The following is a 15120-nucleotide window of genomic DNA, read 5'->3' as shown; positions in this document are numbered from 1 at the left end:
AAACAGAATCGCATACGGGTTTGATTACAGGCTACAACCGTGCGGTGTCCCATAATTTCATTATTTGCGCGATGCCCCGTAGTGTCTCTTTCAGCGGCACATTATCCCGAGCGAGCGTCGATATTCCCACCAGAAAACTGTCAAAACAGACTGCCAGGGAAAGGGTATCCTCACCATTAACAAGCTCACCGCTGTTTATGCCTCTCTGTAAGCAATGCTTTATTCCCTCCCTGGTGTGACGCCTTGACTCAGCAAGGGGCTTCAGGAGATCCCCGTTTTCATCAGAGCATAGCGGCATTACGCTGAGCGCAACCATACATCCCCGGGGATGCCCGGGTTCATACTGCATTTTTGCCGAATTCGTTAATGCCATCTCCAGCGCCTGTCGTGGAGGCAGGTTGGGATCCCAGAGCGATGATGTTACCTGTGCATGTGTTTTCAGATAACAATCAACCGCCTCGTTAAAAAGAGAGGCTTTCGAACCAAACGCCGCATAAAAACTGGGCGCACTGATCCCTTTGCCTATCGAGGCCTTCAGGTGGGCAAGTGATGTTGCCTCATAACCCTGTTCCCAGAAAAGATGCATTGCCTGTACGACAGCTTCATCTCTGTCAAACTGCCTTGGTCTGCCTGTTTTCATGATCCTGCCCTCCTTAAATATATACTAATCGATACAAAATTCATTGACAACTCTCCCTCCCGACATCCAACATATATACCGATCGATACATTAATGGTCATTTATAGCTGCCTTGTGAAATCCACGCAGGGTGAGAAATCTTCTGGAGAGTTATTTTATATGAAAAAACATACGCAAAATGATGGGGCTGATAGCCTGCCTGTTTTTGCTTTACTGGCACTGGCCATGACGGGTTTCATCTGTATATTGACCGAAACAATCCCAGCGGGTCTTTTGCCTGGCATAAGTGCGGGCCTTAATATATCACCATCCGTTGCCGGGCAGATGGTAACCGCTTATGCAGCGGGTTCACTTCTGGCCGCCATTCCCCTGACTATCATGACCCAGGCATGGTCCAGACGTCTGGTTTTGCTTACTACGGTGGGCGGCTTTCTGCTCTTCAACAGCCTGACGGCTTTATCTGATAGCGTTGCTGTCATTATGTGCGCCCGCTTTCTTGCCGGTGCAGCTGCAGGGCTGGCATGGAGTTTAATTGCGGGCTATGCAAGAAGAATGGTTGCTCCTTCACTTCAGGGACGGGCTCTTACGCTGGCAATGATTGGTACCCCTGTCGCACTTTCCCTTGGCGTGCCTGCAGGAACCTGGCTGGGGGATCTCCTGGGGTGGCGTCTGACTTTCGCCGTTATGTCCGGATTATCCGTGGCACTGATGGCCTGGATCATTCTGGCTGTGCCTGATTACCCAGGGCAGGCCACCCGGCAAAAAATGCGTCTCACTTCTGTCCTGTTGATCCCCGGTATCCGTCCTATTCTGGGAGTGGTTTTGACCTGGATGCTTGCGCACAATATTTTGTATACCTATATCGCCCCTTTCCTGTCCCAGGCAGGGCTTTCATCAAGCGTGGATATTGTTCTGCTGGTCTTTGGCCTGGCTGCGATGGTCGGGATTTTCATCACTGGCAGAGTGATAGACTCCGGCCTGCGTATTGCCGTGCTTCTTTCACTTTCAGTATTCGCCCTTGTTTCTATCATATTTGGTATTTCTGCCACGTCCCCCGCCGTGATTTATCCCGGAATAGCAGTCTGGGGCCTGACGTTCGGAGGCGCTGCGACATTACTGCAAACAGCCCTGGCAGATACGGCGGGTGAGCATGCTGATATTGCACTTTCAATGAATGTGGTGACTTGGAATAGCGCTATCGCTCTTGGTGGCCTTACAGGCGGGCTTCTGCTCAGACATGAAGGAGCCAGTTCTTTACCCTGGGCCCTACTTGCTCTGTTAATCGTTGCTCTGATTATTGCCTTTCGTGCCAGGAACCATGGATTCCCTGCGGGGGAGCGCTCATCGTAAACAACTTGATTATATTTTTGTCAGGGCGATTAAGCCTGCCCATGACTTTCTTATAAGAGGTCGTAAAAAAGGTCGAGGGGCATGTGTTGGCAGGGTGTGGACACTGGCTACCCGAGGAATGTCCGGCACCGTTGAATCCACTGGTTGTGAAATTTATTAACGACCAATAATAGCCTCCTCTGTTTTCCACAAAAACTACGCTTTCGCGTAGTTTTTTATCCTTGAATATTTTCAGTTGAAGGTTAGATTTTACCCTTAACGTACAATAATTTCCGTTTCCCAAACGGAGCCCTTACTTGTGGGCTAAATACTTGCGGGCTAAAATATCCGTTCCTCCAGCGGATTGCCTTTTTCCAACCGTTTCGCCAACCAGGGTGGGAGACGGTCCGACATCAGCGCTTGCAGGGCATCGCACTGTGACAGAATAGAGGTGCCCGGAGGGACTTTCATCGGGTGCACATTATGGCGAATAATGCGCGCTGCCGCTGGACCGCCAATCGCTTCGCAAAAGAGCAAATGGCACCCTTCCAACAGCTGCGCACGGACTTCATTCCCCTCTTGTTCCCCTGACTCGCTAGGATAACGGCGTAGCCCATGTAGCCAGTACCCCGTCTCGTCACACGCATAGATAAAAAACAGCCGACACTGACCAAAATGTCCGTTGATGGTCATGCCATCCTGTGACGAAAATGCAGCCAGTAACTGCGGCTGACGTCCCTTCGGCGAGACCACAGCCAGATGCGGCGGCAGTTCGCCCCGCAGGCAAGCCATCACATCCCGCCAGCGGCTGCGTGTCAGGATCGCGGGTTCGCCAGGAAACGTAGCCACCAGCTGCGGCTGATTCAGGGACATGAGAAACGCCACATCCAGAGAGACATCCTCCCCCTGATTGATCCAATGTAATAACTGCGGTGGCGAGAGTTCCGGCAGGCATTGAATCAGCGCAAACAACCGCCAGAACAGACGATCATCATCAGACATGCTCCCCTCCTGTTCATACCAAATCAGGCCGTGTGGCACGTAAACTGATCGGAAAAGCAGGTTTCTCTGCTTGCGGATTAACGTAGTAACGTTTGCCCCCCTCCAGTTCAATCTCACCGCCCCAACGTTCGTGGCTGTCAAATTCAATCCCAGTCACTCTCGCTTCCAGATCCTGTTTGGCGATATAGCAGTACAGATGTGCATTGCGTTCACGAAAAATCACCATTGGCATCGCGTCCTCCTTTGCTGCATGTGACGGCCCGAACAACATCGGGCCGATATGGCGATCAAAATAACCACACGATTAGCGAACAAGATCAAAGCCGTAGTCCGTTTTCCCCAGCTTCATGGTATCGCGATCCAGCTTTTCCAATACCGCATTCACCAGCGAGGTGAGGATCGACATTGCGCCTTCATAACCCCATGTTGTTTGGCGGTGCAGATGATGGCGATCAAATAGCGGGAAACCGAGGCGAATCAGCGGTACTTCAAACTGCTCGCCCTTCGCCAACGTGTCACGCTGAATGAATTTGCCGTAGGAGTTGCCGATCATAAAATCGGGCTGTTTGGTGAACATCAGCGAGCGGAAATGCCACAGATCGCAATTGATGTACACGTCGCTTTCCTGTCCATAGGGCGACGCTTCCAGAATTTTTTTCATCGCTTTATGCCAGCGTTTGTTGCCGTTGTGGCACAGGATCACCGTTGGCTCGCATCCGAGTTCTAACAAGAACTGTGTCAGCCCCATGACAAAATCCGGGTCGCCATACAAACCGAAACGTTTACCGTGCAGCCAGGTATGTGAGTCGAGCATCATGTCCACCAGCCGCCCACGTTCCAGCGTCAATGCTTCACCGATCGGCACGTCGGTCAGCGCACTGATGGTCATCAGGAGTTTATCCGTTGCGCTTAATCCGATAGGGACTGACACCTCGGTGGCAGGCTGATTCCAGACATCCTGAACCATTTTCTTGGTTTTGATCAGGTGCCACGGCTGCAATAACAGCGTATCAATGGCGTTCGGCGCATCACGCATCTCTTGCTGGGTAGTCCCCCCGGCATACATGCGGTAGTGGCCGTCAGCAGGGGTATCCAGCACCTCGGAAGGGTCGGACAGAATGGCACAGGGGACGCCCATGTCAGCCATCATGCGTTTCAATACCCGATAGTTCCCCAGATAGGTTTCAAATCCCGTCACCAGATTAAGGCGCGGCAGGCTGCCCGGCTGATAATGTTTATCTTCCCCTACGGTAAAGGTACGGGCGAACCCCTCAAACATATTGTCCCAGCCGGTGATGTGGCTACCGATAAAGCTGGGCGTATGGGCATAAGGGATCGGCATATCGGCATCGACAAAGCCATCTTTCTTGGCATTGGCGATAAACGCCTGAAGATCGTCACCGATGACTTCCGCCATACAGGTGGTAGAAACCGCAATGACCTCCGGTTTATAAAGCGCGCTGGCGTTCTCCAGACCCGCGTTTAGATTGTTATTCCCCCCGAATACGGCGGCATCTTCCGTCATTGAATCCGAAACGCAGGCGATCGGCTCTTTAAAGTGACGGTTGAAGTAAGTACGAAAATAGGCAACACACCCCTGCGAACCATGAACATAAGGCAAGGTGTTGGCAAAGCCGAGAGAACACAGCACAGAGCCTAAAGGCTGGCAGGCTTTCGCGGGATCAATGGTTAGCGCTTCGCGCTTAAAATTCAGTTCCTGATACGCTTGTGTGGTGGTCCACTCAAAGACCTCGCGTACCCGCTGCTCATCATGCGCCTCTTCCAATGGGCGTTTATTGTGAAACAGCGTTTGGTATTCCTCCTGCTCGAACAAGGGGTAGCAGGACTGGGCTTTCTCTGCAGTTTGGCTCATGGTGCTCTCCTCCCGCGCCACTCATCTGTGAACTAACGGGATATCAGGATAATAAGAATCAGGCTGATTTCAGCCACGGGGCTGTCAACGCTTGCCAACTCGGGTTATTGAGCGTCATATCCATATCGCGGGCAAAAATGGCAAAACCGTCATAGCCGTGATAAGGGCCGGAGTAGTCCCAGGAATGCATCTGGCGGAACGGCACCCCCATTTTCTGGAAGATATACTTCTCCTTGATCCCCGACCCGACCAGATCCGGTTTTAAGGCTTTGACAAACGCCTCCAGCTCATAGCTGCTGGCGTCATCGAACAGCAGCGTGCCCTCTTTCAAATCAGGCAGCGTCCGGTCGTAATCGTCGTTATGACCAAACTCATAGCCGGTTCCGATAATCTCCATACCGAGATCTTCGTACGCCCCGATAATGTGGCGTGGACGCAACCCGCCGAGATAGAGCAGAACTTTGCGCCCTTCCAGTCGCGGACGGTATTTGGCGATCACCGCATCCGTTTGTGCCTGATAGCGAGCAATTACCGCTTCGGCGTTTTTCTGAATCGTCTCATCAAACTGTAAGGCAATCTTGCGCAGTGATTCGGCAATTTTGGTCGGCCCGAAGAAGTTGTATTCCATCCAGGGAATGCCATGCTTTTCTTCCATATGGCGTGAGATGTAGTTCATAGAGCGGTAGCAGTGAACCAGATTCAGCTTCACATAGGGGGTGTTTTCCATCTCCACCAGCGTGCCGTCGCCGGACCATTGCGCCACGACTCTCAGCCCCATTTCTTCCAGAAGAATGCGTGAAGCCCAGGCATCGCCGCCAATGTTGTAGTCACCGATAATCGCGACGTCATAGGCCGTTGATTCAAAAGGTTTACCCTCACGGTTATCCAGCACCCAATCGCGGATCACGTCGTTGGCGATATGGTGACCTAGCGACTGCGACACACCGCGAAAGCCTTCACAACGCACCGGAACCACAGGTTTGCCGATAGCTTCACGGCTAACATTCGCGACCGCTTCGATATCATCCCCAATCAACCCCACCGGGCATTCCGACTGAATAGAGATACCTTTGGTCAACGGAAACAGAAGTTCCAGTTCCTCGATCAGTTTGGTGAGCTTTTTATCGCCCCCAAACACGATGTCTTTCTCCTGAAAATCGGAGGAGAAATTGAGTGTACCGAAGCTGTCAACGCCGCTAACGCCGTTGTAGTAGTTACGGCGCCCCGCGCGGGAATATTGGCCGCAGCCAATTGGCCCGTGGGAAACATGGGCCATGTCCTTGATCGGCCCAAATACCACACCTTTGGAACCGGCGTAGGCGCAGCCGCGAACCGTCATCACCCCCGGCTGGGATTTACGGTTGGAAACCAGACATTTTCCGACGCCCTCCTGCGCCGGATCGGCCACCATCATGTGTTTCTTGCGCTCTTTACGCGTTTTGTCAGGGAAAACCTCCAGCACTTCCTGGATGATCGCCTGATTACGTTCACTCGTTGCATTTGCCATTCCAATGTTCCTTCTGCGTCAACTGCCCCCTCACGGCGGCCTATGACGGGGTTAAGCGATCAGGCAGCGTTCTCTTCGGCGGCAGTCTTACCGATGATAGTGGTGTCCTCTTCCTCCATGATGCCGAATTCCATAAGCAGCTCTTCCAGCTCATCCATGGTGCAGGGCACCGGTATAACCTTCATGGTGTTAGCGACAATTTTCTGTGCCAGTTGGCGATATTCATTAGCCTGACTACAGTTCGGGTCATACTCGATCACGGTCATACGGCGAATTTCGGCGCGCTGTACGATGTTGTCGCGCGGGACAAAATGGATCATTTGGGTGCCGATTTTTTCTGCCAGAGCGATGATCAGTTCATCTTCACGATCGGTGTTACGTGAGTTACAGATTAGGCCCCCCAGACGCACCTTGCCGGTCTTGGCGTATTTCACGATCCCTTTGCAGATATTGTTGGCGGCGTACATCGCCATCATTTCCCCCGAGCACACGATGTAGATTTCCTGCGCCTTGTTTTCACGGATCGGCATCGCGAAGCCGCCGCATACCACGTCCCCCAGCACGTCATAGAACACGAAGTCGAGGTCGTCGACATAGGCACCTTCCTCTTCAAGGAAGTTGATGGCGGTGATAACGCCGCGGCCAGCACAGCCAACGCCCGGCTCTGGGCCACCTGATTCTGCACAACGTACGTTGCCGTAACCGATTTGCAGCACATCTTCCAATTCGAGGTCTTCGACCGAACCGACCTCTGCGGCCATCTCCATAATGGTGTTCTGCGCTTTGGCGTGCAGAATCAAACGGGTTGAATCCGCCTTAGGATCACAACCGACGATCATGATCTTCTTACCCATTTCCGCCAGTGCGGCGACCAAATTCTGAGTCGTGGTGGATTTGCCAATCCCCCCTTTGCCATAAATGGCACATTGACGCATAGCCATGGTGTCTTCTCCTGTTTCGGGTTGAATGCGTGATGCACGTCCTAACCATTGCAGGGAACATACCAGCCAAGCCAACATCATTAATGCATTGAATTTTATGATTTTAATAAAAGAAGGGGCATGAAAGGCGAGACAAACACAAGACAATCAGCGAACCAATTGTTGTAAAGAGAACAATTGTGGTCAGAGAGGGGGTTGAGCGTGTCGGCGTGCCTGTTCAGCCCGCATCACCACGACAGTTTGTTGGCAGCCCGACAGGATGTGGCTGTTTCTGTCTTATTCCACGCAATTCCTCACCCTATCCCTGTGACATTCGCGGCAACCACTCAAGTTAACCCATTAAAAAATAGTGTCATTTTTTCTATAACTCGACATGGCACAGGCTGTGCTACTGACTCGCTGAGACGGTGAATCAGGGGCGCGGCCTGTCATTGCCCATTTTCACCTGCGCCCAACGTGTCACCTGCTCCCAACCAAGAGGAATCCCGCATGACCCGAAAAATGAAAACGATGGATGGGAATGCCGCTGCGGCGTATATCTCTTACGCCTTCACCGACGTAGCAGCCATCTATCCCATCACCCCTTCTACCCCCATGGCAGAAAACGTAGATGAATGGAGCGCACAGGGTAAAAAGAACCTGTTTGGTCAACCGGTGCGCCTGATAGAAATGCAGTCCGAAGCCGGAGCGGCTGGCGCGGTGCATGGTGCTCTGCAAGTCGGAGCTTTGACCACCACGTACACTGCCTCGCAGGGATTGCTATTGATGATCCCCAATTTATACAAAATTGCTGGTGAACTGCTGCCGGGCGTGTTTCATGTCAGTGCACGAGCGTTGGCTACCAACTCGTTGAACATTTTTGGCGACCATCAGGATGTGATGGCCGTACGCCAAACGGGCTGCGCCATGCTGGCAGAAAGCAGCGTGCAGCAGGTGATGGATCTCTCTGCCGTGGCGCACCTTACCGCCATCAAAGGTCGTGTGCCTTTTATCAATTTCTTCGATGGTTTTCGCACCTCGCACGAAATCCAAAAAATTGAACTGCTGGACTATGAAGAACTAGAACCGTTATTGGATCGTGACGCGCTGAATGCCTTTCGCCGTCGCGCCCTAAACCCCGATCACCCGGTGATTCGAGGGACAGCCCAAAACCCGGATATTTACTTTCAAGAACGCGAAGCCGTTAACCGCTTTTATGACGCGCTGCCTGAGATGGTGGAAGGCTATATGGCGCAAATCACCCACCTCACCGGGCGTGAATACCATCTGTTTAACTACTATGGCGCGCCGGATGCCGAACGGCTGATCATCGCCATGGGGTCGGTGTGCGAGACCATTCAGGAAACCGTCGATTATCTGAATCAGCAAGGGGAAAAGGTGGGGCTGCTGACGGTACATCTCTACCGCCCGTTTTCGCTGCCGCATTTCTTTGCCCACATCCCGGAAACCGTACAACGCATCGCGGTACTCGACCGTACCAAAGAGCCGGGTTCTCAGGCTGAGCCCTTATGCCTCGATGTGAGAAATGCCTATTACCGTCATGCACAACCGCCGCTGATTGTCGGTGGACGCTACGCGCTGGGAGGAAAAGATATTCTGCCAGCACACATCGTTGCCGTATTCGAGAATCTTAAGCGCCCATTGCCGCAAGATAGCTTTACCGTGGGGATTATTGATGACGTGACCCACACCTCGTTGCCGGTTTCAACGACACCGATCAATGCCTCGAAACCAGGAACGACCGCATGTAAATTTTGGGGGCTGGGTTCCGACGGTACTGTGGGTGCTAACAAAAGCGCCATCAAGATTATTGGCGATCACACCCCGCTCTACGCTCAGGCCTATTTCTCTTACGACTCGAAAAAGTCAGGTGGCATTACCGTCTCCCATTTGCGCTTTGGACAGAGCCCGATTACCTCGCCTTATCTGATCCACCATGCGGATTTCATTGCCTGCTCGCAGCAAAGCTACGTGGAGAAATACGATCTGCTGGTGGGGTTAAAACCGGGTGGCACTTTTTTGCTTAACTGTTCCTGGACGGCTGAAGAGCTGGCAGCGAAATTACCTAACGCCATGAAACGCTATCTGGCGCAGCACGCCATCCGTTTCTATACCCTCAACGCGGTACACATTGCGCAGCGTCTTGGGTTAGGTGGCCGTTTTAATATGATTATGCAGGCGGCTTTCTTCAAGCTGGCCGCGATCATTGCGCCAGAAACCGCCGCCGACTATCTGAAAGCGGCAGTAGTCAAATCCTATGGCAGCAAAGGCCAAAACGTGGTGGACATGAATAGCGCCGCGATAGACGAGGGGATGCAGGCGTTGGTCGAAGTGATAATTCCCGAAACCTGGGCGACGCTACCGAAGGTGGAAGGGAAAGAGGTGCGCGTCCTGCCCGATTTTATCCGCAATATTCTGGAACCGATGAATCGTCAGGAGGGAGACAACTTACCCGTCAGCGCCTTTATTGGCATGGAGGATGGGACTTTCCCTCTCGGTACTGCCGCCTATGAGAAACGCGGTATCGCAATTCAGGTGCCCGCGTGGCAACCCGAGGGCTGTACCCAGTGCAACCAGTGTGCCTTTATCTGTCCTCATGCCGCCATTCGCCCCGCGTTACTCAGTCAGGAAGACCGAAGCAACGCCCCAGTGGCGCTGTTAAGTAAGGTAGCTCAAGGGGCGAAAGCCTATGAATACCATCTGGCAGTATCACCGCTGGATTGCTCCGGCTGCGGTAACTGTGTCGATATTTGCCCATCACGCGGCAAAGCACTAGCAATGCAGCCGCTCGATAGCCAGCGTCATCAGATTCCGCTATGGGAGCATGTGCTCTCCCTTGCACCTAAAAGTAATCCCTTTAACAAAATCTCGGTAAAAGGCAGCCAGTTTGAAACGCCCCTGCTGGAATTTTCCGGCGCATGCGCGGGCTGCGGTGAAACGCCCTATGCCAAGCTGTTGACCCAGCTATTCGGCGATCGCATGTTGGTCGCGAACGCAACCGGATGCTCCTCCATTTGGGGAGCCAGTGCACCGTCCATTCCCTACACCACCAACCATAAAGGGCAAGGACCGGCCTGGGCTAACTCACTGTTCGAAGACAACGCTGAATTTGGTCTGGGTATGTTGTTGGGAAGCCGTGCGATCCGCGATCAGCTTGCTAAGGATGTGCAAACTGCACTGGCCTTACCCATTACTCCTGCACTGAATACGGCATTCAGCAACTGGCTGGAACTGAAGGATCGCGGAGAAGGTTCACGGGAACGTGCCGATGCAGTGATCGATATGCTGGCAGAAGAACGCGGTAAGGATCCCCTACTCACTCACCTTTACCAGAACCGTGATTACCTGACCAAGCCTTCGCAGTGGGTCTTCGGTGGCGATGGTTGGGCATACGATATTGGTTACGGTGGGCTGGACCATGTGCTGGCCTCCGGTGAAGACATCAATGTGTTGGTATTTGATACCGAGGTGTATTCCAACACGGGGGGACAATCATCCAAATCCACACCGGTTGCCGCCATCGCCAAATTTGCCGCCGAAGGAAAACGCACGCGCAAAAAAGATCTCGGCATGATGGCCATGAGCTATGGCAACGTGTACGTGGCGCAGATCGCCATGGGCGCGGATAAGACGCAAACCCTACGCGCGATGGCAGAAGCGGAAGCCTGGCCGGGTCCGTCGTTGATCATCGCCTACGCTGCCTGTATCAATCACGGGTTAAAAGCGGGCATGGGATGCAGTCAGCGTGAAACTCAGCGAGCTGTGGATGCTGGTTACTGGCATTTATATCGCTTCGATCCACAGCGTGTGGATAAAGGGAAAAATCCCTTCTCGCTCGATTCAGACGAGCCGGAAGAGGATTTTCAGGATTTCCTGATGGGGGAAGTTCGGTATGCGTCGCTAAAACGTCAGCACCCCGCTATCGCCAATAGCCTGTTTGAGCAAACGGAACGGGATGCTAAGGAGCGATATGAACGTTACCGACGTTTAGCGGGCGGCTGATCGCGGAAGAAGACACAACGGTGGGCGGATATAGCGAAAGCGCTATCCGTCCCTTCGTCCCCCAGCAAATTTTCCCTTGCTCACCGATGAAGGACAGTATCTTTTATATTGCCGATAATTTATCCTCTCCCGCCTTTCGTCATTGACCATAAAAATTAAGCCTGCACCTATGATCTCACCACCCGACGCAACGCCGACGCCGGTTCAATCAGCCACGTCAACGCTTGCCGCCTTACGCTCGCCCTCGCTGCTGATGCGCGAAATTTTGGCGGGCACTATCACCGCGCTGGCGCTTATTCCCGAGGTGATTTCGTTTTCTATCATCGCGGGCGTTGATCCCAAAGTCAGCCTGATCGCCTCGATTGTCTTATGCTTCACCATGTCTTTTCTCAGTGGCCGACCGGCGATGGTTACGGCGGCAGCAGGTGCCGTGGCGCTGGTTATCGGTCCGATGGTGCACGCACACGGCGTGGCCTATATTCTGCCCGCTGTGATTATGGCGGGACTTATCCAGATTCTGTTTGGGCTGGCTGGGTTGGCAAGAATGATGCGCTACATTCCCCGTTCGGTAATGATCGGTTTCGTGAATGCGCTGAGCATCCTGATTTTCGCCGCGCAAGTGCCGCATGTTTACGGGCATTCCTCGCTTGTCTGGCTGCTGTTTGCGTTAACAGTAGCGATCGTTTTGCTGTTGCCTTATGTGGTGAAAAGTATTCCCGCCCCGCTGGTCGCGATTGTGACCGTGACGGCGATTGCGATGTTTACCGGCATCACGGTGCCTAACGTCGGTGATGCTGGTCCTATGCAGCCCGGATTGCCGGGTTTCACCCACTGGCTGGTACCGTTCAATGTTGAAACACTGCGCATCATCTGGCCAACCGCGCTCAGTATTGCCTTCGTCGGCCTGATGGAATCGCTGCTAACCGCCAAACTGGTAGATGACATTACCGATACCCCGTCCAGCAAGCGCCGCGAATGCTGGGGACTGGGCGTTTCCAATATCTTCGCCGGATTCTACGGCGGCATTGCTGGATGTGCGATGATCGGGCAAACCGTGGTCAATGTAGAGTTAGGGAAAGCGCGTACGCGTATCTCCACCCTCGCCGCCGCACTGGTGCTGTTGCTGCTGGTGACCGGCCTGAGCGAGATCATGGCTAAGATTCCGATGGTGGTGCTGGCGGGGATTATGATGATTGTCGCGCTGAAAACGATGAACTGGCATAGCCTGCACCCCACCACGCTGAAACGGATGCCGCTGTCGGAAACGCTGGTGGTCGTAGTAACGGTGATCGCCACCGTCTCGACGGCAAATCTGGCAATCGGCGTAGCGGGTGGCGTGATCTTTGCCATCCTGCTATTTGCACGCCGCGTGGCGCACGTCATTCATGCAGAACGTCGCGTGAGCGAAGATGGAAAGTCGGTACACTACACAGTACGCGGGCCGCTATTCTTCGGCAGCAGCAACGACCTCTTCGAGCACTTCCTCTATGCGCAGGACCCGCAGAACGTCACTATCGACCTGACGCACGCCCAAATCTGGGATGCCTCCAGCGTAGCGGCGCTCGACGCTATCGAAACCCGCTATCACCGTTACGATGCGAAAGTTGCGATCATCGGGTTGGATAACCACAGCAGCAAAATCCATCAGCGCCTGTCAGGGCATCTCTGATCGCGCCTACCCCCTTGGCTACGGCCAAGGGGAATCGCCGGTATATCTCTTCCGTGAATATGAATAACAGGAATCAAACTAAAGCGTGACAGGCAGATGCTTTATCTTATCTCCTCATCTATAAGGAGGAGAGTATGCCCGCAACGTTTATTCCGCAAGAAAGCCCCCTCATCCCCTATCGCGTGTCAGAGAATAGCTATCATGCCACGACGTTCGTGCTGATACACGGTGCTTGGCACGGCGGCTGGTGCTGGTCTCGAGTGACCGAGCAGCTTACCGATGCTGGCTTTGCTTCTGCGCCGTTGACGCTCGCTGGGTTGGCGGAACGTCGTGCTGAGCTATCGCGCGGTATTAACCTAACCACGCACATTCACGATATTACCGACACGATCCGCCAACGGGGTTGGCGCGATGTTACGTTGGTCGGCCACAGCTACGGTGGATTTCCCGCCACGGCTGCCGCGTATCAATTGCCTGACGTCGTCACCCATCTGATTCTGCTGGATGCGTTTTTACCCGCACCGGGTGAGAAGTTACTGGATCACGCACCCGACCTTATCGCCGCCTACCAGACGCAGGCGGCACGCGACCCCGCGTGGCACATTCCCCCGCTTCCATCACTGCTGTTTGGCGTGAATGAAGCCGACCGCGAGTGGGTCGATGCTCACCTGACGCCGCAGCCGGTAAACACCTATTTTGAATCAATAGCCTTACCGCCCGCGCCACCGACACTGAAAAAGACCTATATCCGCTGCACGCGCGCGGCGGGCAACTACCTCACCACCTCGGTACAACGTGCTCAGACCGATCCAAGCTGGCGTTTTCTCACGCTCGATAGCGACCACGATGCCATGATCGATGCACCTGATGCGCTAACCGCTCTGCTGACGTCAGCGTTGACAACCCGCACACCTCTGTGATTAGACTCAATGCTAAGCAGGCTAACTTAAGGAAAGCGTTGATGAAAATTACCGATGTGCGCGTAATTTTAGCGAACCGATATATGTTTGTTGAGGTCACCACCGACGAGGGGCTGACGGGCATTGGCGAATCCGGTGCCTGGGGCTTTCTGGATGCGTCCAAAGGCGCGGTAGAGGCATTACGCACTTACCTGATCGGGCAAGATCCGCTACGTATTGAGCACCACTGGCAGTATATGTACCGCTGCTGGCATTTTCGTGGTGCCGCTATTATGGGTGCCATCAGCGCCATTGATATCGCCCTGTGGGACATCGCAGGTAAGTATTACGATACGCCAGTTTATAACCTGCTGGGCGGCCGCTGCCGCGACAAGGCGCGCGTTTATGCCCACGCGGGAGGACGCACCACTGAAGAAACCATCGCCAATCTGAAAAAAGCCAAAGCTGACGGCTTCACCGCGATTGGTCATCTGACGCCTTTTCTGGATGAATCGCGTGATACGCCCTATTTCACCACCCACGCCAAAGAGATCGGTGAAGCCATCGAACGTATCGGCCTTTATCGGGAAGCGGTCGGTAACGATGTCGACCTGTGTATCGAAGTCCACCGCCGCCTAAAGCCCGCCGATGCCGTGGTATTCGCTCGCGGCATTGAGCCGTTTTATCCGTATTTTATTGAAGATCCTATCGGTGCGGATAACTTCGATTCCATGGCGGAAGTGGCGGACAAAATCAATATTCCTATCGCCACCGGTGAACGCCTGAATAATCCGCAGGAATTCGCGATGCTGATTCGCCGTAATGCGGTCGCCTATGTGCGTCCTGACGTCTGCATGTGCGGCGGGATTACCGGAGCGAAAAAAGTCGCGGCCTTGGCAGAGGCCAACGATTTGATGGTCGTGCCACATAACCCACTTAGCCCCGTCTCTACCGCCGCCTGCTTACAGATCGCCGTCAGCATCCCGAACTTTGCGCTGCTGGAGTATCCGGGGGATGACCAACCCGCACTGTCAGAAAAATTTGGGGCGACGGGCGTCGAGAACGGCGTGTGGAAAAAAGACGTCGTGAAGAACACGTTCAAATGCGTAGATGGATTTATGGAGATACCGACGCAGTCCGGCATCGGCATTGAGCTGGCGGACGATCTAGAAAACCGCTTCCCTTATCGTCGTCGCGGCCTGAAAACCCGACTGCACGTCGACGGCTCCGTCGTCGATCAATAAAGCACATCAACAGG

The 15120-nt window shown here is 53.7% G+C and carries 11 protein-coding genes; 5 read left to right on the top strand and 6 right to left on the bottom strand.

Translation table 11 applies throughout. The features are described 5' to 3' along the window. Nucleotides 1-31: 31 nt before the first annotated feature. Nucleotides 32-640: a TetR/AcrR family transcriptional regulator gene (locus tag DUT67_RS07810; RefSeq protein WP_113626196.1), complete on the bottom strand. Its 609-nt coding sequence runs from the start codon at nt 638-640 to the stop codon at nt 32-34. A gap of 159 nt (nt 641-799) precedes the next feature. On the opposite strand from DUT67_RS07810, the gene DUT67_RS07805 reads away from it, so the two are divergent. Next, nucleotides 800-1990: an MFS transporter gene (locus tag DUT67_RS07805; RefSeq protein ID WP_113626195.1), complete on the top strand. Its 1191-nt coding sequence runs from the start codon at nt 800-802 to the stop codon at nt 1988-1990. A gap of 318 nt (nt 1991-2308) precedes the next feature. Here the strand turns inward: DUT67_RS07805 and DUT67_RS07800 are convergent, their stop codons facing one another. The 5 genes from DUT67_RS07800 to nifH form a co-directional block, all read right to left on the bottom strand. Then, on the bottom strand, nt 2309-2971 hold the full coding sequence (locus DUT67_RS07800) for a NifB/NifX family molybdenum-iron cluster-binding protein (RefSeq protein WP_113626194.1): 663 nt from the start codon (nt 2969-2971) through the stop codon (nt 2309-2311). Nucleotides 2972-2984: 13 nt separating this feature from the next. Beyond that, nucleotides 2985-3203: a putative nitrogen fixation protein NifT gene (nifT, locus tag DUT67_RS07795; protein WP_113626193.1), complete on the bottom strand. Its 219-nt coding sequence runs from the start codon at nt 3201-3203 to the stop codon at nt 2985-2987. A gap of 72 nt (nt 3204-3275) precedes the next feature. Beyond that, on the bottom strand, nt 3276-4844 hold the full coding sequence (gene nifK, locus DUT67_RS07790) for a nitrogenase molybdenum-iron protein subunit beta (RefSeq protein ID WP_113626192.1): 1569 nt from the start codon (nt 4842-4844) through the stop codon (nt 3276-3278). Between the two features lie 58 nt (nt 4845-4902). After that, nucleotides 4903-6351, bottom strand: coding sequence for a nitrogenase molybdenum-iron protein alpha chain (nifD, locus tag DUT67_RS07785; RefSeq protein WP_113626191.1), 1449 nt, complete (start codon nt 6349-6351; stop codon nt 4903-4905). A gap of 59 nt (nt 6352-6410) precedes the next feature. Then, nucleotides 6411-7292 carry a nitrogenase iron protein gene (gene nifH / locus DUT67_RS07780; RefSeq protein ID WP_011094487.1) on the bottom strand — a complete coding sequence of 294 codons (882 nt, stop codon included), beginning with the start codon at nt 7290-7292 and terminating at the stop codon, nt 6411-6413. A 489-nt stretch (nt 7293-7781) separates the two neighbouring features. Between nifH and nifJ the strand changes: the two genes are divergently transcribed. The 4 genes from nifJ (at nt 7782) to DUT67_RS07760 (ending at nt 15106) form a co-directional block, all read left to right on the top strand. Then, nucleotides 7782-11294, top strand: a complete 3513-nt coding sequence (gene nifJ, locus DUT67_RS07775) for a pyruvate:ferredoxin (flavodoxin) oxidoreductase (protein WP_113626190.1) — start codon at nt 7782-7784, stop codon at nt 11292-11294. 169 nt (nt 11295-11463) lie between these two features. Then, nucleotides 11464-12963: a SulP family inorganic anion transporter gene (locus DUT67_RS07770; RefSeq protein WP_113626189.1), complete on the top strand. Its 1500-nt coding sequence runs from the start codon at nt 11464-11466 to the stop codon at nt 12961-12963. A gap of 134 nt (nt 12964-13097) precedes the next feature. Then, the gene (locus DUT67_RS07765) at nt 13098-13883 is read left to right on the top strand and encodes an alpha/beta fold hydrolase (RefSeq protein WP_080965225.1); all 786 of its coding nucleotides are present in this window, start codon (nt 13098-13100) and stop codon (nt 13881-13883) included. 41 nt (nt 13884-13924) lie between these two features. After that, complete coding sequence (locus tag DUT67_RS07760) at nt 13925-15106, top strand: mandelate racemase/muconate lactonizing enzyme family protein (RefSeq protein ID WP_048259542.1); 1182 nt, start codon at nt 13925-13927, stop codon at nt 15104-15106. The last annotated feature ends 14 nt before the right edge of the window (nt 15107-15120 follow it).

Origin of the sequence: Pectobacterium peruviense (assembly GCF_003312355.2) — a bacterium.
GTDB classification, from domain to species: Bacteria; Pseudomonadota; Gammaproteobacteria; order Enterobacterales; family Enterobacteriaceae; genus Pectobacterium; species Pectobacterium peruviense.
This window is presented reverse-complemented; position numbering and strand designations above follow the sequence as displayed.